We start from the raw sequence: 23707 nt of genomic DNA, 5'->3' as shown, positions 1-23707 counted from the left end.
TCACCTTTCTATTATGCATAAATGTCTGTTACTAACGTATCTAAGCCTGGCTCCTTACTACTCTCAGCAAATTCAACCGCTTCATCCATTTCAGCTTGAACTCTTTTATCCACCTCGATAAATTCTTCTTCTGTCATTACCTTTTCGTCAATTAACTGCTTTTTAAATAAAGCGATGGGATCTCTTGTTTTCTTCCATTCTTTTTCTTCGTCCCTTGTTCTATATTTCCTTGCATCACTTCGTGAATGTCCTCTCCATCTATAAGTGTGGGCTTCAATTAACGTCGGACCTTCGCCCTTTCTTGCTCTTTCAACTGCTTTTTCTGTTGCTTTCACAACTTCTAATAAATCGTTTCCATCAATCGTCTCGCTAGGGATTCCATAGGCTGTGCCTCGGTCTGCAATATTTTCAATATTCGTCATTTCTTTAATCGATCCAGACATCCCGTATAAATTGTTTTCACAGAAAAAAACTACGGGTAGGTTCCATATTGACGCTAGGTTAAGTGATTCATGGAACGCTCCTTCATTTGTCGAACCATCTCCAAAAAAACACACGACCACATAGCCTAAATCTTTCATTTTTGAGGTTAACGCTGCACCTGTCGCTAAAGGTAAACCTGCTGCAACAATACCATTCGCACCTAAATTACCTACATCTAAGTCAGCAATGTGCATCGACCCTCCCTTCCCTTTACAATAGCCTGTTTCTTTTCCAAGTAATTCAGCCATCATTCCTTTGACTTTTGTTCCTTTTGCAATACTGTGGCCATGACCACGGTGAGTACTTGTGATTTTATCTTCGTCTGTCAACGGTACACATGCACCCACCGCTGTCGCTTCTTGCCCAATACATAAATGCATCGTTCCATGGATCTTTCCTTGTTGAAATAATTTTTCAACTGTTTCTTCAAAACTTCTTATTACCATCATGTCGTATAACATCGTTTTCAACTTAACTGGTGAAAAAGAAGATTTCTCTATTAATTTAGACATATACTTACCTCCTAGATTTTTAAGAAAGTACTCTCACTACTTTTAATGCAAGTTACGTGCCAACTTTTAAAACGCTTACTTTTCTTATTATTTCTATTTTTCTATTAAAATATGATGTATAATCGATTAAATTGATGCAATATTTCATCATTTAAATTATTAACGATGCAAGGAGGTAGATTTATGGAGAACATCCTATCTAAAATCAACATCATTGGTGTCCTTATTTTAAATAAACAAGGAGAAATATTATTTTCCAATTCAATAGCAAAAAAATATATCTACTATTTCGACACGATTATCGAATCAACATTGAAAAGTGCTGAATCTTTCTGCTTGATCAATTATCCAGCGGAAATTACAACTTTTATAAACAATAATCAATTGGTTGTTTTAATTAATCCCATGAATGAGTTGGTGAGATTAAAAAAGGAAAAAGAATCTTTACAAGATTTAAGAAATGAATTAAATGAGGTTATTAATTCCTCTTTTGATGGGATAGTTATAAGCGATAAAGATGGAATCATCATTCATCAAAATCCCTCTTATGAACAAATTACAGGTTTATCCGCAAAAGATTGTATTGGTAGAAGTTTAAAAGAACTTGAAGATGAAGGAATCATCGATGTTTCTGCTTCTTTAAAAGCTTTAAGAGATGATAAAGAGGCCACCATTATTCAGAAAATCAGTACAGGAGCCACCGTTCTGGTATCGGCGGCGCCGATTCGAAATCATAAAGGTGAAATCGAGAAAGTCGTCAACAATGTAAGAGACTTAACCCATCTAAATGCGCTTGAATCTGAAATCCAGCAATTAGAACAACAAAACCAGCAAATTCACGAAGAATTAGAGTTATTAAAAGAACAAAATGATCCAAAACTTTCCATTATTGCTCATTCAGATATCATGAAAGATGTATTAGATCGAGCATTAAGAGTCGCTCATATCGATTCCGGAGTTCTTATTCAAGGTGCCTCAGGGGTAGGTAAGGAGAAGGTCGTTGAATTAATCCATCGCCATAGTTTTAGAAAAGATTATCCTCTAATCAAAATTAATTGTGGGGCGCTACCAGAAGCATTATTAGAATCGGAATTGTTCGGCTATGAATCTGGTTCTTTCACAGGTGCCAACCAAAAAGGAAAAGCGGGGTTATTTGAAGCAGGTAATCACGGAACTATCTTTTTGGATGAGATAGGTGAAATGCCACTCCTATTACAGGTGAAATTATTACGAGTTTTACAAGAACATGAAATCACACGTGTAGGGGGAACAAAACCAATCCCTGTTGATATTCGAATTATTGCGGCAACACATCGTGATCTATCCAAAATGATAACTAATGGTCAATTTAGAGAAGATTTATATTATCGGTTAAATGTTATACCTATTAAAATACCTTCTTTGAAAGAAAGAAAAGCAGATATTATTCCACTAATTTATCATTTCTTACATACCATTAACCATAAGTATGGAATAAACCGCAAATTCTCAAACGATACTTTAAATGCCTTCATAAATTATGACTGGCCAGGAAATGTACGTGAATTACAAAATTTAATCGAGAGAATTGCCTTAATGAGTGTGAATCCCGAAATAACTATTGATGATTTACAAAAAGAATTACAGTTTAATGATGGTTTACAATTCAATGTAAATCCTGCACCTTTTGAGTCGACTTCGGACAGTCAAGATCAGGAGCCATTAAAGGATCGATTAGAAGCCTATGAAACAGAAATCATTAGAAACGCCATCAATCGTTTCCCAAGTATTCGAAAAGCAGCAACCGCATTGAAAGTTGACCAATCAACGCTAGTAAGAAAAATGCAAAAATATAAGATTGATAAAACCGAATAGTTTGCATCCCTCTTCATTGAGCACCTAAAAAAACGAGAATCGTCATTAAGACGATTCTCGTTTTTTTAACCTCCTAATAAATTCGGAAGAAATAACGTAATGGAAGGCACGTAAGTAATGATCAGCAAGACAATGAGTAAGGCCCCAAAAATGGGTGCTACATATTTAAACGTTCTTTCAAATGGAACATTAGCGATATTACTTCCTATGAACAAATTAATTCCTAATGGTGGTGTAATTAATCCTAAACTTAAATTCAAACATACAATCATACCAAAATGAATCGGATCAATACCTAAAGGAATGACAATTGGAAGTAATAATGGCACAAAAATTAATACAGCTGCTACTGTTTCCATAAACATACCAACAATAAGTAAGAAAATATTAATTAATAGTAAAATGATTAATGGATTCGTCGTCCAACTTGCTAATGTATCAGCTAAAAATTGCGGTATTCTCTCAATCGATAATATTTGGCCAAAAAATGATGCAGCACTTACAAAGATTAAAACGGAACCCGATGTATGAGATGATTTCAAAAATATCCCAATAAAATCATTGAATTTTATTTCTTTATAGAAGAAAATACAGATAATCAAACTATAGACAACGGCAACAACCGCTGCTTCAGTAGGCGTTACTATCCCCCCGTAAATACCACCCAATATTAAAATGGGTGCTAGCAGGGCCCACTTCGCTTCATTTAATGCTTTCCAAAATCCTACCTTTTCTTTTGCCACTAAAGCAACTTTTAAAGAACCGAAACCTTCTTTTTTACAAATAAAATAGTTAACTATTAATAATGCAATCGCAACTAAAATACCAGGAACAATACCTGAAATAAATAGATCGCTTATTGAGGTATTCGACATGACTGCATAGAGAATGAAGACAATACTAGGTGGAACAATCGGTCCCAATGCGCCTGCACTTGCAGAAATAGATGCTGCATACCCAGGTGCGTATCCGCTTTTTAACATATAAGGTATAAGAATGGCACCAATACTTGCTACAGTAGCCGCTCCAGATCCAGAAATAGCGGCAAATATAAAACTAGCGATTATTGTAATAATGCCTAAGCTCCCCGTTAATGATCCAACAATACTTTGAATGAAATCTACTAACCTTCTTGCCATGCCTCCCCTGCTCATAATATCACCCGCTAGAATGAAAAATGGGATGGCGATTAACGGAAATGAATCCATGGAACTAAACGAAGTCTGAATAAATAATGATAATGGAACAGACCCTTCAATTAATACGACCAAAAGACTTGCAGCCGCTAATGCGATTGCAATTGGCACATTAAATAAAACGAGAATCACCAATATACCAAATAGCATTAATGTTACTGTACCCATCGAGCCCACCCCTTTCTACTGTTCAATATCTTGAACATCTGGATTAGTAATCTCTTTAAATAACTGAATGATTAACCTTAGGCTCATGAGTAAATATCCTATTGGAATACCTAAATAGACAATCCCTTTCGCCAATCCCAATGAAGGTGAATTTCCACCAACATCCAACATTGTAAATGAATAGTTAAAACCTACATAGGTAATCACAATCGAGAATATTAACCAAATAAGCAGTCCGATTTTTTTAATCGTTGGCTGTGCCTTTTTAGGAAATATGGATAATGCCACCTCAACCTTAATATGAGATTGGGTAGCCGTTACATAGGCTGCACTAATAAATGTAAGCCAAATAAATAAATATCTCGTTAATTCTTCTATCCAGATAAATGATGAACCAAAAATGTATCTTGCCACAACTTCTGTAAACATCAGTACCGTCATAATGACCAGTAATAACACGCAAAATAATCCCTCTAACGAATAATCCACTTTCTCTTCATTCATAATCTCACCTCAAATTTCTATTATTGAGTTCTACTAATAGTTGATAACTAATTTTTCCCCAAAATATTTCGAGCCATTTCATAGTTTTCAATACCGACTTTATCAATATTATTATCGATAGCTGGCTGAACAGCTTCTTTGAATGCTTCCAGCTCTTTTGGCGTCAACTCCACGACTTCAACACCATCTTCTTGCATCCCGATGATCGCATTCTTTTCAGCTTCCACAGCCAGTTCTCTCGCATATTTAATTTGCTCTTCTGCCGCTTTATTGACAACCGCCTTCATTTCATCAGTTAAGCCATCGTAAAACTCCTTATTCATCATCATGATATGTGGCAATGGGAAATGTCTTGTTAGGGTCAAATGATTCGCCACTTCATAAAACTTATCACCGTAAATTAAAGGTGTGGTAGTCTGCACACCATCAATCGTTCCTTGCTGCAAAGAAGTGAAGATTTCACCATATGAAATGGGTGTAGGGTTCGCTCCCATTGCTGCTATCGTTCCTGATTGAAGTGGCGTTGTTGTACTTCTGATTTTTAATCCCTTTAAGTCTGAAGGTTTACGTACCTTATGATTGTCATTTGCAATGGCAAATGAACCGATACTAAAAGCACCCAGATAATAAGCATTTGAATTCTCTTCTAGACTGCTTTTTAAAATATCCCCATACTTACCATCTACTAACGTATACATTTCATCTTCATTAGAAAATAAGAATGGTACATCAAAAATATTATAGGCAGGTATTTGAGCATTGCTCGCTACTACGAACGCTGCATTTGTTACAATATCCAATACACCAGTTTGAAGCATTTCATACTCAATATCTTCTGAAGTCGTTAAAGTGCCACTGTTATAAATTTGAACTTCAATTTGCCCATTACTTTCTGCTTCAGCAACCTCTTTGAATTTTTCATAGCCAATATTCAAAAAATTGTCGGCTGCTACTAAATTCGCCATTCTGATCACTACTTTTTCGCCGTCAGAACCGACTGTCCCATCTACTGCCTGGGCGTTACATCCTGAAAGAATCAACATAATGGCAACCAACGATAGAAAGATTGATTTCACCTTCAAATTCATCAAAATTACCTCCTTTATCTACCTAAAAATCCGCCATCAACCGGAATGATAACACCGTTAATATAATCTGATTTACTTGAAGCAAGAAATTGTACGGTTCCTGCAAGTTCTTCTGGGTTGCCAAACCTACCTGCAGGAATACGACTTACTAATGATGCAAGTCTTTCTTCATCCTCAAGAATGAACTTATTTAATTCCGTATTGTAATAGCCCGGTGCAATGGCATTCACATTAATCCCCTCTTTTGCCCACTCATTTGATAAGGATTTAGTCATTTGTGCGACCGCTCCTTTACTAGTGGAATAAGCAGATGCATTAAAACCTCCTTGTGTTGCTAATACGGATGCTATATTGATGATTTTCCCTTTTCCTTTCTTTTTCATAATCTGACCTGACAGTTTGCATAGTTGGAAGACAGCCGTTACGTTGACATCCATCACCCGCTGGAAATCTTCCACCAATAAGTCGGTCGCTGGCATTGGTTTATGAATACCGGCATTATTGACTAAAATATCTAATTCTCCATCTAACTTTTCAATAGCTTGATTAAAAACATCAAGAATTTGATTTTGCTTAGATAAATCCACATGTAACCCTTCTACTTGATAGCCTTTCTGTCTCAAATCTTCTACCACTTGATTCAAATTCTGTGAAATATCCAAGATACATACTTTTCCTCCATATTCACATAGCCCTTCAGCTATCGCTAAACCTAAACCTTGTGCTGCGCCCGTTACAATGGCCTTTTTATTGTTCAACTCTTTCATTGCTTTTGCCTCCTTTATGTATCCGCTTACAAATAAGACCTAACATCTCAGTTGCGTTTTTCCATTAACTCAATGATATAGCTATCTGGATCAAACATATAAACAGCCTTTGAGCCTTTGTTTGCACCAGCTGTAATTGTAGCCACCTTTTTAGACTTGAATTTAATCCCTATAGCTTTCAATTCTTCAAACATCTCTTCCAAATTTTCAACACGTAAACAAATATGCCCTGTTCCATAATCACACGGTCGTGCACTGCCTGAATAAGTATCAATGCCCACATATTCTAAAATTTCAATGACTTGACCTCCGGGAATTTGAACGAAAGCAATCTTAATCTCTTTTAATCCAGGAATTTCAACAATATCAAATATATAGTCACTATTCGCAACTTGAGTTGATAAAAGTTCAAAGCCTAATGTGTCCACATAAAAATCAAGAGCATTTTCTAAGTTTTTTACAGTGATTCCGCTATGAACAAACCCAACTATCTTACCTTTATTCATTTTCACCCTCCTCTTTATTCGTTTTCAAAATTATACATAATGCAAAATCCGTGCCAACTTTTTTCTATTGATAAAACACTATTAAAACACTTTCTTATATATTTTTTGATGCGTTTTTACAATAGTGATGCAATAATAACACGAAAAAACTGCTGAATTTTAATCATTTTGCAGTTTTTTCATTAGCGATAGACTTGTATGTACGAAATCCATTTCTGATGTTGGTACTAAAAAGCAAAGTAACGTTCTGCATTGTCACATTCTCAATAAATTTGATACTCTCAATACCATATCATTCCAAACATAGACCTTTCCTACTCATAACTTTCTATAAAACTCTCAATATATTTGAGAACAAATCTATTTCCATACGTTGTATAAGGTGTAAAAGCTTTTACAAAAAAATAAGGGGAATTATTAAATGAAGTCTACTGATGAAAATTTTATACAACGCCTGCAGCGACAAGAAGAAGAAGCATTAGAATTTATAGTTGATAACTATTTGCCATTGATTAAGGGGGTCACATATAAAATTCTCTCCCCCCTTAAGAACGACGGAATTATTGAAGAATGTATCAATGATATTTTCCTTTCAATCTGGAATCATTCGAAAAAATTCCATGGAGATATAACGGATTTCAGAAAATGGATTTGTGCGATTGCTAAGTTTAAATCGATTGATTACTACAGAAAAGCTACGAAGAAAATGGAGCATACGTCAAGTTATACCGAAGTAGATTCAGAAAAATCTGCAGAAGACGAACTGATTATTTTGGAAGACAGAAAAGAACTACTTCAGTTAATCGATCTTTTAGAGCCTGTAGATCGGGATATTTTTATCATGAAGTACTTTCTAGGTTTAAAAAGTGAGGATATATCAATAAAACTCGGGTTGACCAAAGCTTCGATAGACAATCGAATTTATAGAGGGAAAAAGAAGCTGAGTCAAAAAGCTACGAATCTTAAGTTAGGGGGCAGCGCAGTATGAAGGATATTTATGAAATATTAAATGATATAGATATAGACGAAACTGAATTTGAGGAAATGGAAGTTACTGAACTAGAAAAAGCTAAAGTCAAAAGAACTCTCAAGAAATCAATAAGCAAGAAGAAAAAAATGAAAGGTTGGCAAAAGAAAGTTCTCGCTGCTTCCATTATATTCGGATTATCCACAGCAACGATTGGATTCTCGTTCACAGCATCTGCTAAAAGCATACCTTTGATAGGAGATATTTTTAGCTTCTTAAGTAATGGGAAAACTGGTCACTATGATGAAATAGATACAAAGAATAGTGGAAAGGGTCTTTATGGAGATTATAAGGCCTACTCCACCGAAATTGGCCTTACCGAAGAAAGCAATGGCCTTACTTTCACGATAAATGACGCCATTTATGATGGAAAAACAGTAACCATCACTTATACTATTGAAAGCGAAGAAGATTTGGGTGACGGATCACTCTATATTCCCGGCCCGAATATAAAAGAAATGAAAGCCCAAGCAGGGTCAGATGGAATTACAAAAGTAGCTGATAAAAAATATGTAGGCTTATTAACGGCTAGTAACTTAGAAGATCTTAAAGAAGATAAGGTAAATATAGACTGGGATATAAACAGCATTAGTATTACCGACATGAATAAAGAGATAAAAGGAAATTGGAACTTTTCCTTCTCTTTACAGGCAACCGAAAGTAACGAGAAGGTTATCAATAAAAGTGTAGATCAATATGGAGTTAAGGTATCCGTTGAAAAAATCGCGATATCACCGATGTCATTTGTCGTTCATTACAATCAAGAAGTTTCCGACTTGGTTAAAAACAAGTGGGATGATGTCTATGTTGAGTTAACCATTAAAGATGACTTAGGAAATGTGTATGCTGGTGAAGGCAACGGAGGAATGGGTTTCGGTTCTTATAATATGAGCTGGAGTAAAACCTTCAAAAAAATTGATCCAGACGCTACGCATCTGATTGCGACTCCACATTTAACATTACGTAATTTCACTTCGGAGAACCATGGGGAAGTAACCATAACAGAAAACGGGAAAGAAAAGGTAACATCCTTCCCAACAAAACCAGGAATTGCTCCCAAAGAGTTGGTATTGGATGATATCGTGATTGATTTAAAAAAATAACAATTTCACCTACAAGAGGTATACTGAACCCTTTATCCAAGATTGGGAAAGGTTCATGTATACCTCTTTTTTGTGACTTCTTATTCAGTCCATGAATAAGGATATATACATGAATTAGTTAAAAAGTCAAAAATAAATTATTTTCTTCTGGTAAAAAATCAACGGATGATGTATCATAGTCATCAGATATTTATTATTCTTATTTGGTTAATCGGAATTAGGGGGAATATATATGATTGGTTATGTGTTTTTAAATCTTGCCATAATGCTCGTTCTTTTAGGCGTTTTATTTTACATGAATAAGAAGCATGTTTCCTTTACAAAAAGGGTCTTTACTGGACTTGGTTTAGGGATTGTATTCGGACTTCTTTTGCAGTATTTCTATGAGCCCCAGTCAGAAGCGATCGTTAAATCGGTCGATTGGTTTAACATCGTAGGTTCGGGCTATGTCAAGTTCCTGCAAATGATCGTCATGCCGCTTGTCTTCATTTCGATCTTATCCGCATTCACAAGATTGAAACTGACTAGCAATATTGGAAAGATCAGTGTGCTGATCATCGGAATCCTGCTTGGGACGACGGCGATTGCAGCAGCTGTTGGGATCACCTCGGCAACTGTATTCAATTTGGAAGCCGTGCAAATTGAGCAAGGGGAAGCGGAGTTAAGCCGCGGGGATCAAATCTCGGAAACTTACGGTACGATTCAGGATAAAACGATGCCACAGCAAATCCTTGAATTGATTCCGTCCAATCCGTTCCTTGATTTAACGGGAGCACGTCCGACATCAACCATTTCCGTTGTCATTTTTGCTGCATTCCTTGGGATTGCCTATTTAGGAGTAAAACGCAAGCAGCCTGAACATGCTGAATTTTTTTCTAAAATAGTAGATACATTGCACAGCATCATCATGCGTGTCGTAACATTGATCCTGCGATTAACACCTTACGGGATCTTGGCGATCATGACGAAGACGGTAGCTACGAGTGATTTGGATGCCATCCTGAAACTGGGGAAATTCGTGGGAGCCTCTTATGTCGCCCTGATTGTCATGTTCCTCATCCATCTGCTATTGCTGATGCTTGCAGGATTGAACCCAATCGTATATTTAAGAAAAGCTTTCCCGGTATTATCGTTTGCCTTCACTTCTAGAACAAGTGCAGGAGCTCTTCCTTTGAACATCCAAACACAGAAACAACTAGGGGTGTCGGAAGGTATTGCCAACTTTGCCGGATCCTTCGGCTTGTCGATCGGTCAAAACGGCTGTGCCGGAATCTATCCGGCCATGTTAGCGGTCATGATCGCTCCAACGGTTGGAATCAACCCGCTGGACCCTTCATTTATAGCCATGTTGATTGCCATCGTGGCCATTAGCTCTTTCGGGGTTGCAGGTGTAGGCGGAGGAGCAACCTTCGCTGCCATCCTGGTATTATCTGCAATGAACTTGCCAATCGCCTTGGCCGGACTGTTGATTTCCGTCGAGCCATTGATCGATATGGGAAGAACGGCTGTGAATGTCAGCGGAAGCATGACTTCCGGTATTCTGACCAGTAAAATAACGGGCGACCTGGATAAGGAACAGTTCAGCGAAGAATCATCTTTGAAAATAGAAGCTGAAATGTAAAATAAAAAAAGCATCGGACTTCCTGTCATGGGAAGTCTGATGCTTTTTTATTTGCCTATACATTGGAACCTGCAGGTAAAACACTTCAACTGCTTTTGGTTTTCCTGATCGTATATCCACAATAAAGGAGGATACCCAGCATCGTTATTAAACTGCTCAGTATCAAATTAGCGTCCCCTTGGTAATGGATCTGTTTCAATAAAACTTCAGGTGCAAAAAGGAGGATCGGAATGATGATGGAAACCCAGGATTTGCTCCATAAGGATATGAGGATGAATATTGAAATGGCTAGAATTACAGCAATAATATTACCTGTGTTTTCAAATTCAATAAACGTTGTGCCATAAATCTCACTAAACAAAATTAAACCTGCAAATAATGCAATCGAGATTATGCCTAGTCCATATAGGAGTGCACCTTGCTTTACCTTGGATAATTTATGACTAGCCATATACCTAAAAGATAACATATAACCGAATATTGAAAGGGTTGCCGCCAAAGGATAGCCAATGATTTCCAATATTGAAAATCCAATCCCACCATTTATAGCTTTTGTAATAATCCAATAGGAAAATGCCCCGATTAAAATCATCGCTATATATTTCAGCCATCCCTTAAAATCAACTGACATTTCATCAGAAAGAAGTTTCATGTACTCTTTTGGACTTCTGCCTATGATATGCTCTACACTTTTTTCATTCCTCTCCGCTTCGAAAAGATGGACCTCTAACTCTTCGATGAGATCCTCGATTTCAGCCGTTTTCTTTCCACTTGAAAAAAGGTATAATCTGAGGTCTTCTAAAAAGAGTTGACTTTCCCTGGATAACGCTTTGTTAACATCAAGCACCTTTAAACTCCCCCTTTGTTTTTCACTATTTTATTTACATTTGAACTTAGCTTATTCCACCGGTCAATGAAGACTTCCAGCTCGCTTTCGCCTTTTTCAGATAAAGAGTAATACTTCCGACTAGGACCTGCTGTTGATTTCTTTAAAGTCGTAATTACTAATTTTTCCTTCTGCATGCGTATTAATAATGGATAAATGGTACCTTCACTTAAAGAATCAAACCCATATCCCCCAAGCTTTTCGGCTAATTCGTACCCGTAAACCTCCCCCTCTTTAATTATCGCTAACAGACAACCTTCCAAAATCCCTTTAAGCATTTGAGTTGATGCCATGGATATTGAATCACCTCCCCTTTGTCTTGTATAACAAGGTATTAGTTCAAAAAACATTTACTTTATTTTACATTTACACTACCTTGTAATGCAAGTGTTTAATTCCTCATTATCCCTTTAGTGGGATTTATTCTTTTTTTGAAGATTTATTAGAGCTACTTATTTTTTTATGTCCATTTTAATCAATAAGTAAATGCCTGATATTTTCTTGTTTCTTATATTTTCCCTTTATTTCCCCAACACCATCAATTGTAAGCGAATCACTGTTTTCAATGGGGCTATTGCCTAATATCAGATGTAATTTATTTATATATTTAATTCCATTACCAACATGGGCAATTACAGGTTGTTGAAAAAGAAAGTCTTGATTGCTGATTCTTACTTTTAAAAAGCTTTTATGTAAAAGTCTATCTTCTAAGGAGATGATATTCATCGGGTCAAAGGATTCAGCAGTTATTTCCCCTTCAATATATAGATGAATTCCTGCTTGTTGATAAAATTCTTCAAATTCATTTTTTCTCTTTTCTAAAGCAAAATTAACTGCTTCCTCTGTTTCAGTACTTACCTTCACATCAGCTATTGAATCTTCGATACAGTCACCGGTATGCTGTTTTAATAGGTCATATAATGTTTCTTCTCTATCAAAAAAACTTTCCATCCAGCCTGGTGAAAGCTCCTCAAGTAACAAACACATAAACAAACCGGAACTATAACAACTTCTTCTAATACTGGAAGTAGATTCAAATTTGTTTATTAGTGGATGTGCATACTTTTTTAAAACTGAATGGTAATCAAGCGGGCTTTTTTCGGAGTAAGCCCTTAATTCGACATACCACGCAGGTCCCTCAATGGTTTCAATCAACTTTTCATATATTAGGTACTTTTCAATACTGGCTGCTCTTTTTTCCCTTAGGGCAATGAAAGCATCAAGGTATCGTTTCTTCTTCATTACGTTATTTTCCAACAACGCATGATAAAGATTTGTTCTTTCCCGATTTCGCAATTCCACATTTTCTTTTGACAACGGATAAGTGATTCCCATCATTTCATCAGGAAACCGTTTTTCATCTTTAATATATTGATAGCCGTGAAATAATTCGTGAACCACTATTGAATACAAATCTTCATAATGCTCATACGAATCCATATTAACAATTGCAGTGGGATATTCTTCATACAAAATAATTGTGTCGCCAGTAAACCGTACATCCCACTTTAAAGTATGATATGTACATTGTAGATCGTTACTGAATTTGGGATGATTGAAAAGATAAACATTTTTCTTATCATATAATGCATAAGCAGCAAGTTCAAAACCCGGCCAATAATTTTCCAACTTCGCTTTAACCAAGTCTTCAGTAATTCTATTAAGATAATGAGGCATTCTTTTCCTCCCTCCATTGTTTCAATTCGATTAAAAACATCATATCATATATAATTTAACATAAATATCCAAATTTTTAATACACAAAAAGCCACTGTAACATATTAGCTCATGGGAGCCAATATTCTTACAGTGGCTATTTCCTGTGGTCACTTTTTAATTTGCCTCGCTGCGAAATGATTGGCCTGATAAGCCGATAGGGCTTGGAACATATACTGGACAGCTGCATATACCCCACATGCAAGAAGTATCCCTGCGAGTACATCCAATACAGCATGCTGTTTCGTAAATAGCGTGGAGAGGATTATCAGTGTTCCGAATGCAGTGACACCGGCATACTCCCATTTATGCTGTTCTTTCCGCTTATGGGCGACGATCATCATGATGAATGTAGTCAGTACATGAATGCTGGGAAGACAGTTGACAGGTTGATCATGACTATAGACGATTCTCATTAAATGGGCAAAGATATCGTTCCCCACTACTTCTGGACGCGGGACTGTCGATTGCCAAAGGCAATATACAAGAAAACAGAGAAGTTTCCCCGATATTAAACTGCCTAATCCTACGAAATAGTGCTTTCGGTCAACAAAACAGTAGTAAATCAGCAATCCATAAATATACGGATACCAAAGTAAATAAGGCACGACAAATTCTTTAATAAAGGGAATCTCCCCATCTATTATAGTCGTAACATCGACAGCATGACCTGAAGATTGGTTGATGATTGAATAGATGGAACTAGTAATCACCAAAAGTAATAGATAATATAACGGGTGAAAGGATAGTATGGATTTGTTTTTCATGGCTCGCTCCGGCTTTCAATATATTGGTTTTTTTCCAAAGATTATTATACAACATTTTTCACTAGATTAACTCTTTAATTGCTAAAGTTAATGATTCCCATGAACTAGTAAAATGGATATCTCTTACTTTTGATGTGACCAAGAATACATAACGAAAGCCATGGCATGCTACCATGGCTTGAAACTGAAACTTATATGCGAGAAGGCAAAAGCGATATCCCCGCATTCTCTAGATTTTGTTATGGCGTTTTTTCCATACAAACGTCAATGAAATGAAGATGTAGATGCAAAGTGTAATGATCGTAACGATTATGGATGTCGTGAAAATGATTCCGATCAGGATCGTTATTAAAGCGATGATCGCAGCCCAAGTCGTATACGGGAACCATTTTACCGAATAGGCACTTGTTTTTCCGGACTGTTGTTTTCTTGATTTCAAATGGGCGAAAGCAATGATCAACCAGATGAATAATACGGTATATCCTAGCGAACCCATTAGGAACTCGAATGTCTTGCTTCCAGCAAATAACGAAATCAGTACACCGCCATATAAAGCGGAAGTACACATTAAGATTGCGGGAACAGGTACTTTCTTCTTGGATAAACGGGAAAAGATTTTCGGAATGCGACCATCCACGGCTTGTGTATATAGAACGCGGGATGAACCATATAACCCGGAGTTCATCGAGGAAATGATCGCTAATAGAACAACAGCGTTCATAATATGGTCGGCACCAGGAATCCCAATCATTTGAAAGACCATTACAAACGGACTTTCCTGCACCCCGTTTACTTCGTTCCAAGGAATTAAGCTAACGATGATGAAAAAGGGAATGATATAGAAGGAAATGATCCTGATTAATGTACTGCGAACGGCTTTTGGTACCACTTTTTCAGGATTTTTCGTTTCAGCTAATGTGACCCCGATGATTTCCGTACCGCCATATGAATAGATTACCACCAGCATCGCCGTGATCAAACCGGTCGATCCATTCGGAAAGAAACCGCCATGTTCAGTCAAGTTAGAAAAACCGACGGCTGTATGATCACCAAAAGTAACGAGCAGCAACAATAATCCAGCCATGATGAACACAATGATGACAGTAATTTTAATTAAAGCAAGCCAGTACTCCGTTTCAGCAAAAACCTTTACCGACAGTAAGTTAACCGCAGTTACTAAAACCGAAACAGCTAATGCCAGTATCCAGATTGGATATCCAGGCAGCCAATATTGAAGGAAAATCGCCGCAACCACTGATTCGGCCGCAATATTCAATACCCACATTTTCCAATAGATCCAGTCCAGGAAATAGGCAGGATACTTTCCTAAAATCGATTGGACCAAATCCCTGAATGTTCGTGCACCGCTATTGCGGACCGCCATTTCAGCTAAACCTTGCATGATGAATAATAGGATGATGCCACCTATCAAGTACGCAATGATTACGGAAGGGCCTGCCATATCAATGGCTGAACTGCTTCCTTTAAATAAACCTGCCCCGATGGCACCGCCTAATGCCATCATCGTAATATGCCTTGAAGTCATTGTCCTCTGTAAATTCCGTTTGTCCGTTTCCATATCCTTACCTCCCAAAAATCAAAAAAAGCATATCGTCTCTTCCTTCATAATCAAATGAAGAAAGAGACGATATGCCTTAAGCTTACCGCGGTACCACTCTTATTGGCTCTTTTCTAGAGCCCTGCTTTAAAACCTTGTAACGAAGGTCAATCGTTAAAACAAAAGAATGGAATCATTCCTTTCTTTCACTTTACCACTCCCAGGCAAGTTCAAAGTATCATTGGACTGCGTTGCACCAACCCGCAGCTCTCTTTACCGAATAATGTGCTTTTACTACTCCTGATCATTGCGTTTCAAAAATTAAATTATATCTGAATATTTTTAATAATATCCAATACTATACGGACTCAAAGTAAATTTGTCAATAACTTTCTCAGAATAATATTTTCAAAGAAACAAATCATGGGAAATCTCCTTGAGCCAGAACTATGAAATCAGTAGAATACTAATTGGAATAAAGTTGATGCAAGTACTATACCCTAACCGTATATAAGTTCAATAAAATTTGTTTCATACGGTCCCCTTTCCCATCAAAGAAAAACCGTGGCAGGCTCTCCTAAACGTTTAAAACTCCCTCCCTAACCATGATGCCGCCACCATCAGGACCCCAACGACAATCACTATAACCGGTCCTACAACAAATAATCCAAATAACAATGAGACTACTGCGTCCAGAAAGATTCGAAATGGTCCTGCTTTTTCCTTTTTATTCTGTTGCTGCGTTAATAAGTCTTCAAGATGACCGACTTTTTGCTTCAATTCCTGCAATTCTTGAATCACTTTTGTGTCTTGATCCATGAAATACCACCCTCTTCAATTAACAATAAGTGTTAATTCTATCATTTATATCCATCTTTTCAAAGTGAGATTGACTATTCTCCGGCAAACGTCCTTTCTTAAGTAATGACGGAATTGATAAATTCGTATGGAGGTTTTTTGAAGAAAAGCTGGCGAAGGCTCACTAAGGGCAACAAGGATTCAGAGGGTAAAAAGAAAAACAGCCCTATGGCTGATTTCCCGATTTCATTAGATACGGCGGCATCACTAAAATCTACAGAATGTTTGTAAGCCGCTAAATTTAGTAAATACGAGTTTTTAACCTGTACACTTAAAAGGAATAAAGGATTATTCCTTTTCATCTTTATACCAAAAATTCTCACTAACTGAGAAAGAGGTTTCGATATTTCGCACGGCATGCCACCAATTTTTAGGGGTGTACATTAATTCTCCAGAAAACTGTTCCACAATGTAGGGCTTGGAATATTTGAGATTTGGATCCTCCTTTAAATCCAAATCGAATAAATCATGCTTACATTCTTTCACATATTCAGTATCATCAGGGCTGAAAAAAATCCATTTTTTTTGGCCAAATACAACTGCATTCCAATTATGTGATTTCTCAAAATCCTGGTGTATTGGGGTTCCTGTTCCAACCGAACCTAGGAAAATCCATTTTAATTTCTTGTTATTTTTGGTCCTGATTGTATTATGGTCGAATAGAGATGGAGTTTCAAAATAACTCTCTAAATCTTCATTTCCCATGATGGAAAAGGGCCAGTCACAATACAATTTTTCGGGGTTATCATTTAAAATACCGATGAATTTACCAAGTTTTGATTTGTAAAATTTTTTTTCTTTATCGTATCCTGATTTCCTTATGATGATTTCCCTTTCTCCATAAGTAGACTGTAGATAGTCTGTATCCCAGTCCTTAGAAGGCCATAAATCTACTAATCCTGTTATTATCAGTGGCTTTTTACCCGCATAATTTTCTTCAAAATTCGTTAGTGATAATTGTTTATAGTGTATCTTATCTATCAATTCGCTCATCCTTTCAAAGTACGGGATAAAGTGTTAGATTTTCAAAATGAATATGAGGTGAACCTTGGGTGACGCTAAGATTATTTTCACCATTCTTATTACAGCCGAAAACCGGATTAAAGAAATGCAGTTCATTGCTAAGGGACCTAATAGCTTTAGCTGAATCAAGTTTGTTTCCTTTAATATCAAATCTTCTAAGTATTTTATTGGTTATTTTCCCATTTTTAATGACCAAACCATATGATGGCCGGATTACAAAATTCAAACCAAGTGATCCCCCACCCCAGGAACCTCTGCAATATACACCGTTGTCGATTCCTGAAATTATCTCCTGTACTTCCATATTGCCAGAATCCAAATAAGTTGTTGACATTCTGGGCATTGCAAGCGAAGATATGCCAACGCTTCTTGCATTACATGAAGATTGTAAGCCTAGGAGCTTACAAGTTTTTGCGTTATGCATCAAACCTACGGTTATCCCATCCTTTATTAAGTGAGTCCTAAATGTTTCATTCTGTTCCGCATCCAATAAATAACTGCCATTTTGCCCAGGAATGGTCGGGTCATCGAATACGTTGATTTTATATTCCGACCATTTGTATCCCATCGTTATTCCATTTGGCTTTAAATACTCTAGGTAATTATCTGCTTCTAAAGTATGCCCAAAACATTCGTGTACATAATGAGATCCAGTCCATGGTTCAAGCACAATTTGTGTTTCAATCTTGCGTTCAAGTTGCTGACCATATAAAGCAGCTTCTACTTCCGCTAAAATAACATCAAAATGATCCATTAATTCAGTACATGGTGACTTATTAGTTCTTGTTTGCCATAATACTGGAATAATAGATGTTGAAGTCTCTATTAAGATCCTTATAAGGATGGAATACTTTAATTCATAACTGCTTAATCCAATACGAATTTTAAAAGACTTCCAATATCTTGAGTGATCATAGCTATCACGTTCAATGAATTTTAAACAATGATTTAGTTCTTCTTGAAGAAACTTATTCTTTTCATTATCATCACACCTTGGTGAAACAACCCCTTCAACGGTTGAATCATATGATATTAAATATTCATTGTTCATGTTTCGCAGCCCGACTAATTACTAATTGCGAAGGATCGTCATGGATCTTGCCATCAAAATCCATTAATTTCATTCCTAGTTTTGCTGCGAATGCTTCACCCAATATATAACCCTCTATTCTCATAGGTAATAATTCGATGCACTCTTTTGATAAATCATATCCTTTTTGATACAGCTCCAAACGAAGGCAACAAATTAAACGTAATATTAGGCCATGTGCCTCGATGGTATCGACTATATTTCCAGTTTTATTAAACCAATTTAAAGCCTCTTCATAATTCCTATCCTTGAAAAAGTGAATGCCTAAAACATAGGCAGCCCAATATGAATCATCACCTTTTTTAGTAGCTTTTTGATAGCAATTCTTAGCAAGTTCAATTTCACCAGACTGGGTATAGAGAATCGATTTCAATTTCCAACCTATTGCTCCTAATGGTCTCAATTCAAAGTTTAATTCGTCTATTTCTGCTAGACTCAATTTTTTATTCGATGAAATTTTCTCCATCGTTACCTTCGGAGAAAGCTTATCTTCCTTGGAATATACAATCTCCCTCCCCATTTGACCTGCTATATATTTCCCTATCCACCTAAAACTTTCAGGAAGAAACCCACTTTTGATAGAATAAGACATTGTTTTCACTTGATTAAAGAGGCCTAGATTGTTCAATACATGTAAGGTTTCGTCTATATCATTCGATAAATCATTAGTCTTGGGATCATAAAAATAATCCAAATCGATATCCACAATAACCTGCTCATTAATTATGAATTCTCCTAGATAGTCCATCGTTGTGACATGTAACTCAATATTATTCAATTGTACAGAAGCAGAATTTTTTCCGTTTCTAAAGCTTGATATGAATTCTTTTCCATGGTTGGGTACAAGGGATAATAGCTCCCAAAGTAATTCACTAAACCCTTTTTCTCCTAACATACGAGGATATACCCATATTATTTTCCGAAAAAGGCCCTCTTGTATTGCGGCGTACAAAAAGTCATCAATCCCATAAGAATATCTTCCATCTTCCCTACAAGGAATATCTTTTTTCAATTCATCAATACACAGACCGTCCTTAATGAACTGACTGATTCTTTTCATTTTTGAATTTTCTATGAACTTTAAATCTAAGTGTTGATCAAAATAAACCAAGGTACTATTCCTGGGAATTTCATTGACCCAATATGAAAATACTTCACTATGTTCCTCATATACATATATTTTATCCATCATTCTTGATTAATCCTAAGTTTAGAATCCAGTCTATCTGGTCCTGATTGAACTTTTGTTGGCGGTTTATTTCCCTTGAACCTCCTATTTCTACCATTTCTAATACACTTGGATGAATAGGGCCCCTAATTAAATTTTTTTCGGTCGCTGCATATAGCCATATAACCTTTTCGGAATCACTAGCTACTTTTTTTCCACTTAGTGCCTCGGATATTTCTTTGGAGTATGTTTGGTACGCATAGTAAATGTGACCATTATTTTTAACCAGGTCACTATCTATTCTGAAAAATGGGTGTTTATTGACTGTTAGTATAGATAAAATGGCATTTAAAAATTCGTGTTTTAATAGTAAATGATTATTATCAGCCGCAAGGATAAATTCTTCGTTTTCAGACAAATAATTGTAAAACGCTTCCTCGATACAAGTCCCCTCCCCTGCATAGGGCAATTCCATGTAGCACTCGAAATGTTTGGACGCCAGGAACTTATGCATTAACAGCGTTATATCGGTTTCAAGGGTTTCTAAAGCTTGAAAAACACCGGGAAAAGAAGTTCTTAAACCACCTTTATGTTCAATATTTCCGCTCATTAAATTTCTTACAATTGTTGTAGCCGTTGCTACAAGCTCTTCTTTATCTATTGTTTTTATGTGATTTAAATTATCAGCTGATAAATTCAGTTCATTAAACTCATCATTTAAAAAGTTATTTCTATATTGGTAATCATATAATAAATTGTAAAGTAACTCGTCTAGTGAATAATTCTTTGGTTTTAAATCATTTGCCATTTTTCAACTGCCTCCTTCATTCTTTGATAATTTTTCTGTGACTTCGGAATTAATATTCCTTCATCTGTATATTTAGGGTCTTCATATGTAATGGCTTTTAAATTAGGGCATAAAGGAAGCAAGTAATCTAAAAGCTGAATTTGTTCATCCATTAAAACTCCATGATGCAAATCTCTGAATTTCCCTTTAATAATTTGGCAACCTGAAAGATGCAATTCAAAACAGTTCTCAAAAGGCAATTTTTCTAAACCATTGAACATCTTTTCATTTGTATTCCCTAACAACCATTGATAACTAAGGATATGACCAATATCTATAGTGATAGGGGAGTTTGTCTCTTCGACCAATGTTCTGAAATAATCAAATCCATTTATTTCCCCAATAAAGAAGTTAGTACCTTCAGTGAATCCAGGAAATTCAACTGAAACTGGAACAGCCAGTTCAGATTGGTATTCGTTGATGTTCTTAATACAAGCTTCCAATCCTGCTGGTGTCATATATGGTGGTAAAGGGAAAGGGACGGTTTTCCCTTTTATTGACCACAGGCCAAGATCTTCTACAATCCATCTTATGTCGTATCTTTCTATAATCTTATTTGTGAATTCTATGATTTCTGTTTTTTTGTAATATTCGGTAGCCCCCATATTTAAAATCGTTTGATGGAATGCTCTCGCCTTTAGATGTGGATTGGCTTCAAATAATCTATCATAGGCTTCAAAGTAGTCCTCGGCTTTTAACACACTTCTATTTTTCGGTTGAAAAGCAAAGAAAATATAATTAAACTCGTCTTTATAATTCTGAAAAAAACCTTTCATCTTAGGCGTGATGTCGTCATGGTCCCCTTTGCTGGAAAAACCTATATCTTCCCCCCAAGGTAAATCCATGCCTAAACCAAGCCCCAGTTTTTCCTTTACATTCGGAAATTTTATTTTCTGATAGACTGTGCTCATTTGTCATTCCTCCCATAAGTTATTTTATTTAAGGTTAATCACACCTTTTTCGACAAAATACTCAAGGTACTTTTTATCGTCAGCCTTGCTAATTATCAGTGTGTTTCCGAATACTTCTATGGATTCTGGCACTAAGAAAATTCTTTGCCATACAAAATCCATGATATACGTCCTATCTAGCTTAATGATTTTTGTCCATGGGTTTATCAATAAGGTATTTGAAGTGATATCCTGTCCTACCGTTTTGTATTTATCAGGAGGTAGCTCATCATTCTTTTGGGGGTTGACATTTTTGTGCAATTGCAAGAATCTATTCAGCTTTTCTTCAAACGTTTTTCCGTCAGAGTATTGAAATGTAGCTCCCATTCTACCCATCCCATAATTGAGTAATTTGTTTCCTCTTAGATTCTTGCTTGATTGAATATGGATATCAGGATTATTTGTATCTTCATAAATATAGGTACCTGGTTCTAAAACGAGCATTTGCATGACGTCGATGCCAATCTTATCTTGATTTTTAAGTAAAAATTCCTCAGAACATTTAATTTCATCCTCGGTTTCACCAGGTAAGCCACCAATTATAGACATTCGCAGCGTAATGTTGGCATTATGTAAATTATCTATTATCTGTTGATAATTACTAGATTGCACTCCCTTATCCAAGGAATCCAAAATCCTTTGAGAATTGGTTTCATAGCCAACAGACATTAAAATACAGCCTAAATTACTTAGCTCAAAACAAAATTCAGCGTCTAACAACACATTCTCAAGACGGTTTCGTGTACTGAATTTAATTTCATATCCTCTGGATTTAAGGATCTTGACTGCATTGACGACAAGCCTCAAATTAGTATTCTCATCTATGAAATTAATTCTATTAACCCCGTAATTGTTAATGATATCCTCGCACTCGTTTGCTACTTGCCTTGCCGTTTTCTGCTGATAACTTTTTTCTTTTCTGGATCTATTACCATATGAACAAAAAGTACATCGTCCCCAGTAACACCCCACACATGTAATCAAAGACATATGCACTTCTTCATCTAAATAGTTTTTGTACGGTAAATCAGAAAAGTCAGGTGGTAAGGCGTCGGTGATCCTATATGCAGACTTAGATGGGATATTTTCAACATTCTTCTCATTAAGCCAAACAATATCCGGCACCATCCCGATTTGGCAATCGTTTTTCAAATACCTGTCTAACATGAATAATGTTTCTTCACCTGCTGATATTCCTAATGAATCCACAAATTGATTTAATCCATTTAGGCTTAAGAAAGATGATTGACGAATCATGATTTGTTGTCCACCAAGAATAATGTGAGTATTAGGGGAAAGTTCTCTAATCCACTTGCATATTAAAAGGGAAGGTAATATTTGGCTATAATAGGCAATAGAAATCGCGAAGATTTTGGGCTTATCGTTAAGAATTTTTTCTTTGATATTTTCGTATAAAACCTTTGTTGCAATATCACTTTTTTTCCAACTAAAATTCCTTACCAATTCAAGGATTTCCTCCAATGAGGTAATCTCAAGCTTTAAAAACGAATTCACTAGTAATAGTTCTATGCCTTGTCTCACCAACCGAACGTCATACTTCAATGAATCAGAAGATCTTTTCTCAATAAATACATTATTGTAAAGTTGCTTTTGTTCTTTGAATAAGTATTTAGCCATTTCGACTTTATATATCAATTTTAAGTCTTTACTTCCGTTTTCATTGATGCTCACATATTCACCTAAACAATCTTCACTAAAGAGGGTATGGCATAATTCAATATTTAAATCAATTTGACTTACACTCATTCCCTTGTTCCTCAAAAAACTAGTAATCATAGGTAAACTTAGATATGGAAAGAGCCTGGCTTCAGTTAGAGGAGGAAAAACTATCATAGCATCTGAATTTTCCATCTAAAGAAATTCTCCTTTAATTTATCCAAAGAGAGTGCTAGTTTTTTAAAAGCTAACACTCTCTTTGAATCACCATTATGGATTTAGGATCTTACTTATTTTTCTGCGTCCGACACTGTACTGAAACGGAATGCATGGAATGC

22 protein-coding genes and 1 other annotated feature are annotated in these 23707 nt (G+C 36.1%); of the genes, 4 read left to right on the top strand and 18 right to left on the bottom strand.

Features of this window, described 5'->3' with window-relative positions:
• Positions 1-11: 11 nt before the first annotated feature.
• On the bottom strand, positions 12-995 hold the full coding sequence (locus tag ACQKFG_RS11265) for a thiamine pyrophosphate-dependent dehydrogenase E1 component subunit alpha (protein ID WP_427558897.1): 984 nt from the start codon (positions 993-995) through the stop codon (positions 12-14).
• Positions 996-1178: 183 nt separating this feature from the next.
• Between ACQKFG_RS11265 and ACQKFG_RS11260 the strand changes: the two genes are divergently transcribed.
• A complete protein-coding gene (locus ACQKFG_RS11260; RefSeq protein WP_427558894.1) occupies positions 1179-2849 on the top strand; it encodes a sigma-54 interaction domain-containing protein in 1671 nt (556 codons plus the stop codon).
• Between the two features lie 65 nt (positions 2850-2914).
• On the opposite strand, the gene ACQKFG_RS11255 is transcribed toward ACQKFG_RS11260, so the two are convergent.
• Genes ACQKFG_RS11255 through ACQKFG_RS11235 form a run of 5 tightly spaced genes read right to left on the bottom strand, consistent with a single transcriptional unit; the run spans position 2915 to position 7078 of the window.
• Positions 2915-4213 (bottom strand): TRAP transporter large permease, encoded by a 1299-nt coding sequence (locus ACQKFG_RS11255; RefSeq protein WP_427558891.1) that lies wholly within the window; start codon positions 4211-4213, stop codon positions 2915-2917.
• Positions 4214-4228: 15 nt separating this feature from the next.
• Positions 4229-4717, bottom strand: coding sequence for a TRAP transporter small permease (locus ACQKFG_RS11250; protein ID WP_427558888.1), 489 nt, complete (start codon positions 4715-4717; stop codon positions 4229-4231).
• A 47-nt stretch (positions 4718-4764) separates the two neighbouring features.
• The gene (locus tag ACQKFG_RS11245; protein WP_427558886.1) at positions 4765-5805 is read right to left on the bottom strand and encodes a TRAP transporter substrate-binding protein; all 1041 of its coding nucleotides are present in this window, start codon (positions 5803-5805) and stop codon (positions 4765-4767) included.
• Between the two features lie 14 nt (positions 5806-5819).
• Positions 5820-6572, bottom strand: a complete 753-nt coding sequence (locus tag ACQKFG_RS11240) for an SDR family NAD(P)-dependent oxidoreductase (RefSeq protein WP_427558883.1) — start codon at positions 6570-6572, stop codon at positions 5820-5822.
• A 47-nt stretch (positions 6573-6619) separates the two neighbouring features.
• A complete protein-coding gene (locus ACQKFG_RS11235; RefSeq protein ID WP_427558880.1) occupies positions 6620-7078 on the bottom strand; it encodes a VOC family protein in 459 nt (152 codons plus the stop codon).
• A 421-nt stretch (positions 7079-7499) separates the two neighbouring features.
• Here ACQKFG_RS11235 and ACQKFG_RS11230 point away from each other — a divergent pair, with 421 nt between their 5' ends.
• From ACQKFG_RS11230 to ACQKFG_RS11220, 3 genes are all read left to right on the top strand, one after another.
• The gene (locus ACQKFG_RS11230) at positions 7500-8066 is read left to right on the top strand and encodes a sigma-70 family RNA polymerase sigma factor (RefSeq protein WP_427558878.1); all 567 of its coding nucleotides are present in this window, start codon (positions 7500-7502) and stop codon (positions 8064-8066) included.
• Entirely contained in the window at positions 8063-9208 is a 1146-nt protein-coding gene (locus ACQKFG_RS11225; protein ID WP_427558875.1) for a DUF4179 domain-containing protein, read from the top strand. Before ACQKFG_RS11230 ends, ACQKFG_RS11225 begins: the two co-directional genes overlap by 4 nt.
• Positions 9209-9440: 232 nt before the next feature.
• The gene (locus ACQKFG_RS11220) at positions 9441-10829 is read left to right on the top strand and encodes an L-cystine transporter (protein WP_427558872.1); all 1389 of its coding nucleotides are present in this window, start codon (positions 9441-9443) and stop codon (positions 10827-10829) included.
• A gap of 85 nt (positions 10830-10914) precedes the next feature.
• Here the strand turns inward: ACQKFG_RS11220 and ACQKFG_RS11215 are convergent, their stop codons facing one another.
• From ACQKFG_RS11215 to ACQKFG_RS11160, 12 genes are all read right to left on the bottom strand, one after another.
• Positions 10915-11676, bottom strand: coding sequence for an HAAS domain-containing protein (locus ACQKFG_RS11215; protein ID WP_427558869.1), 762 nt, complete (start codon positions 11674-11676; stop codon positions 10915-10917).
• A 2-nt stretch (positions 11677-11678) separates the two neighbouring features.
• Positions 11679-12008, bottom strand: coding sequence for a PadR family transcriptional regulator (locus ACQKFG_RS11210; RefSeq protein WP_349727703.1), 330 nt, complete (start codon positions 12006-12008; stop codon positions 11679-11681).
• Between the two features lie 178 nt (positions 12009-12186).
• Positions 12187-13392, bottom strand: coding sequence for a hypothetical protein (locus ACQKFG_RS11205; RefSeq protein WP_427558866.1), 1206 nt, complete (start codon positions 13390-13392; stop codon positions 12187-12189).
• Between the two features lie 149 nt (positions 13393-13541).
• A complete protein-coding gene (locus tag ACQKFG_RS11200; RefSeq protein ID WP_427558863.1) occupies positions 13542-14198 on the bottom strand; it encodes a phosphatase PAP2 family protein in 657 nt (218 codons plus the stop codon).
• Positions 14199-14427: 229 nt separating this feature from the next.
• Positions 14428-15777, bottom strand: coding sequence for an amino acid permease (locus tag ACQKFG_RS11195; protein ID WP_192206248.1), 1350 nt, complete (start codon positions 15775-15777; stop codon positions 14428-14430).
• A gap of 59 nt (positions 15778-15836) precedes the next feature.
• Positions 15837-16073: a binding site (T-box leader), on the bottom strand.
• A gap of 268 nt (positions 16074-16341) precedes the next feature.
• Positions 16342-16575, bottom strand: coding sequence for a hypothetical protein (locus ACQKFG_RS11190; protein WP_427558861.1), 234 nt, complete (start codon positions 16573-16575; stop codon positions 16342-16344).
• 327 nt (positions 16576-16902) lie between these two features.
• Complete coding sequence (locus ACQKFG_RS11185) at positions 16903-17598, bottom strand: cupin-like domain-containing protein (RefSeq protein WP_427558858.1); 696 nt, start codon at positions 17596-17598, stop codon at positions 16903-16905.
• Between the two features lie 13 nt (positions 17599-17611).
• On the bottom strand, positions 17612-18688 hold the full coding sequence (locus tag ACQKFG_RS11180) for a metallopeptidase TldD-related protein (protein WP_427558855.1): 1077 nt from the start codon (positions 18686-18688) through the stop codon (positions 17612-17614).
• A complete protein-coding gene (locus ACQKFG_RS11175; protein ID WP_427558852.1) occupies positions 18678-19919 on the bottom strand; it encodes a UPF0489 family protein in 1242 nt (413 codons plus the stop codon). Before ACQKFG_RS11175 ends, ACQKFG_RS11180 begins: the two co-directional genes overlap by 11 nt.
• A complete protein-coding gene (locus tag ACQKFG_RS11170; protein WP_192206254.1) occupies positions 19909-20703 on the bottom strand; it encodes a hypothetical protein in 795 nt (264 codons plus the stop codon). The genes ACQKFG_RS11175 and ACQKFG_RS11170 overlap by 11 nt, the downstream gene beginning before the upstream one ends.
• The gene (locus ACQKFG_RS11165) at positions 20688-21653 is read right to left on the bottom strand and encodes a multinuclear nonheme iron-dependent oxidase (protein ID WP_192206255.1); all 966 of its coding nucleotides are present in this window, start codon (positions 21651-21653) and stop codon (positions 20688-20690) included. The genes ACQKFG_RS11170 and ACQKFG_RS11165 overlap by 16 nt, the downstream gene beginning before the upstream one ends.
• Before the next feature lie 24 nt (positions 21654-21677).
• The gene (locus ACQKFG_RS11160; RefSeq protein ID WP_427558847.1) at positions 21678-23564 is read right to left on the bottom strand and encodes a B12-binding domain-containing radical SAM protein; all 1887 of its coding nucleotides are present in this window, start codon (positions 23562-23564) and stop codon (positions 21678-21680) included.
• Positions 23565-23707 lie beyond the last annotated feature (143 nt).

Source organism: Peribacillus sp. NPDC076916 (genome assembly GCF_050269675.1).
GTDB classification, from domain to species: domain Bacteria; phylum Bacillota; class Bacilli; order Bacillales; family DSM-1321; genus Peribacillus; species Peribacillus aracenensis.
Note: the sequence above shows the minus strand (reverse complement) of the source record. Positions and strands in the feature narration are given on the sequence as shown.

Excerpts from the sequence above, each read along its gene's own strand:
- ACQKFG_RS11265 (WP_427558897.1), bottom strand. The coding sequence starts at position 995 with ATGTCTAAATTAATAGAGAAATCTTCTTTTTCACCAGTTAAGTTGAAA.
- ACQKFG_RS11260 (WP_427558894.1), top strand. The coding sequence starts at position 1,179 with ATGGAGAACATCCTATCTAAAATCAACATCATTGGTGTCCTTATTTTA.
- ACQKFG_RS11255 (WP_427558891.1), bottom strand. The coding sequence starts at position 4,213 with ATGGGTACAGTAACATTAATGCTATTTGGTATATTGGTGATTCTCGTT.
- ACQKFG_RS11250 (WP_427558888.1), bottom strand. The coding sequence starts at position 4,717 with ATGAATGAAGAGAAAGTGGATTATTCGTTAGAGGGATTATTTTGCGTG.
- ACQKFG_RS11245 (WP_427558886.1), bottom strand. The coding sequence starts at position 5,805 with ATGAATTTGAAGGTGAAATCAATCTTTCTATCGTTGGTTGCCATTATG.
- ACQKFG_RS11240 (WP_427558883.1), bottom strand. The coding sequence starts at position 6,572 with ATGAAAGAGTTGAACAATAAAAAGGCCATTGTAACGGGCGCAGCACAA.
- ACQKFG_RS11235 (WP_427558880.1), bottom strand. The coding sequence starts at position 7,078 with ATGAATAAAGGTAAGATAGTTGGGTTTGTTCATAGCGGAATCACTGTA.
- ACQKFG_RS11230 (WP_427558878.1), top strand. The coding sequence starts at position 7,500 with ATGAAGTCTACTGATGAAAATTTTATACAACGCCTGCAGCGACAAGAA.
- ACQKFG_RS11225 (WP_427558875.1), top strand. The coding sequence starts at position 8,063 with ATGAAGGATATTTATGAAATATTAAATGATATAGATATAGACGAAACT.
- ACQKFG_RS11220 (WP_427558872.1), top strand. The coding sequence starts at position 9,441 with ATGATTGGTTATGTGTTTTTAAATCTTGCCATAATGCTCGTTCTTTTA.
- ACQKFG_RS11210 (WP_349727703.1), bottom strand. The coding sequence starts at position 12,008 with ATGGCATCAACTCAAATGCTTAAAGGGATTTTGGAAGGTTGTCTGTTA.
- ACQKFG_RS11205 (WP_427558866.1), bottom strand. The coding sequence starts at position 13,392 with ATGCCTCATTATCTTAATAGAATTACTGAAGACTTGGTTAAAGCGAAG.
- ACQKFG_RS11200 (WP_427558863.1), bottom strand. The coding sequence starts at position 14,198 with ATGAAAAACAAATCCATACTATCCTTTCACCCGTTATATTATCTATTA.
- ACQKFG_RS11195 (WP_192206248.1), bottom strand. The coding sequence starts at position 15,777 with ATGGAAACGGACAAACGGAATTTACAGAGGACAATGACTTCAAGGCAT.
- ACQKFG_RS11190 (WP_427558861.1), bottom strand. The coding sequence starts at position 16,575 with ATGGATCAAGACACAAAAGTGATTCAAGAATTGCAGGAATTGAAGCAA.
- ACQKFG_RS11180 (WP_427558855.1), bottom strand. The coding sequence starts at position 18,688 with ATGAACAATGAATATTTAATATCATATGATTCAACCGTTGAAGGGGTT.
- ACQKFG_RS11175 (WP_427558852.1), bottom strand. The coding sequence starts at position 19,919 with ATGATGGATAAAATATATGTATATGAGGAACATAGTGAAGTATTTTCA.
- ACQKFG_RS11170 (WP_192206254.1), bottom strand. The coding sequence starts at position 20,703 with ATGGCAAATGATTTAAAACCAAAGAATTATTCACTAGACGAGTTACTT.
- ACQKFG_RS11165 (WP_192206255.1), bottom strand. The coding sequence starts at position 21,653 with ATGAGCACAGTCTATCAGAAAATAAAATTTCCGAATGTAAAGGAAAAA.
- ACQKFG_RS11160 (WP_427558847.1), bottom strand. The coding sequence starts at position 23,564 with ATGGAAAATTCAGATGCTATGATAGTTTTTCCTCCTCTAACTGAAGCC.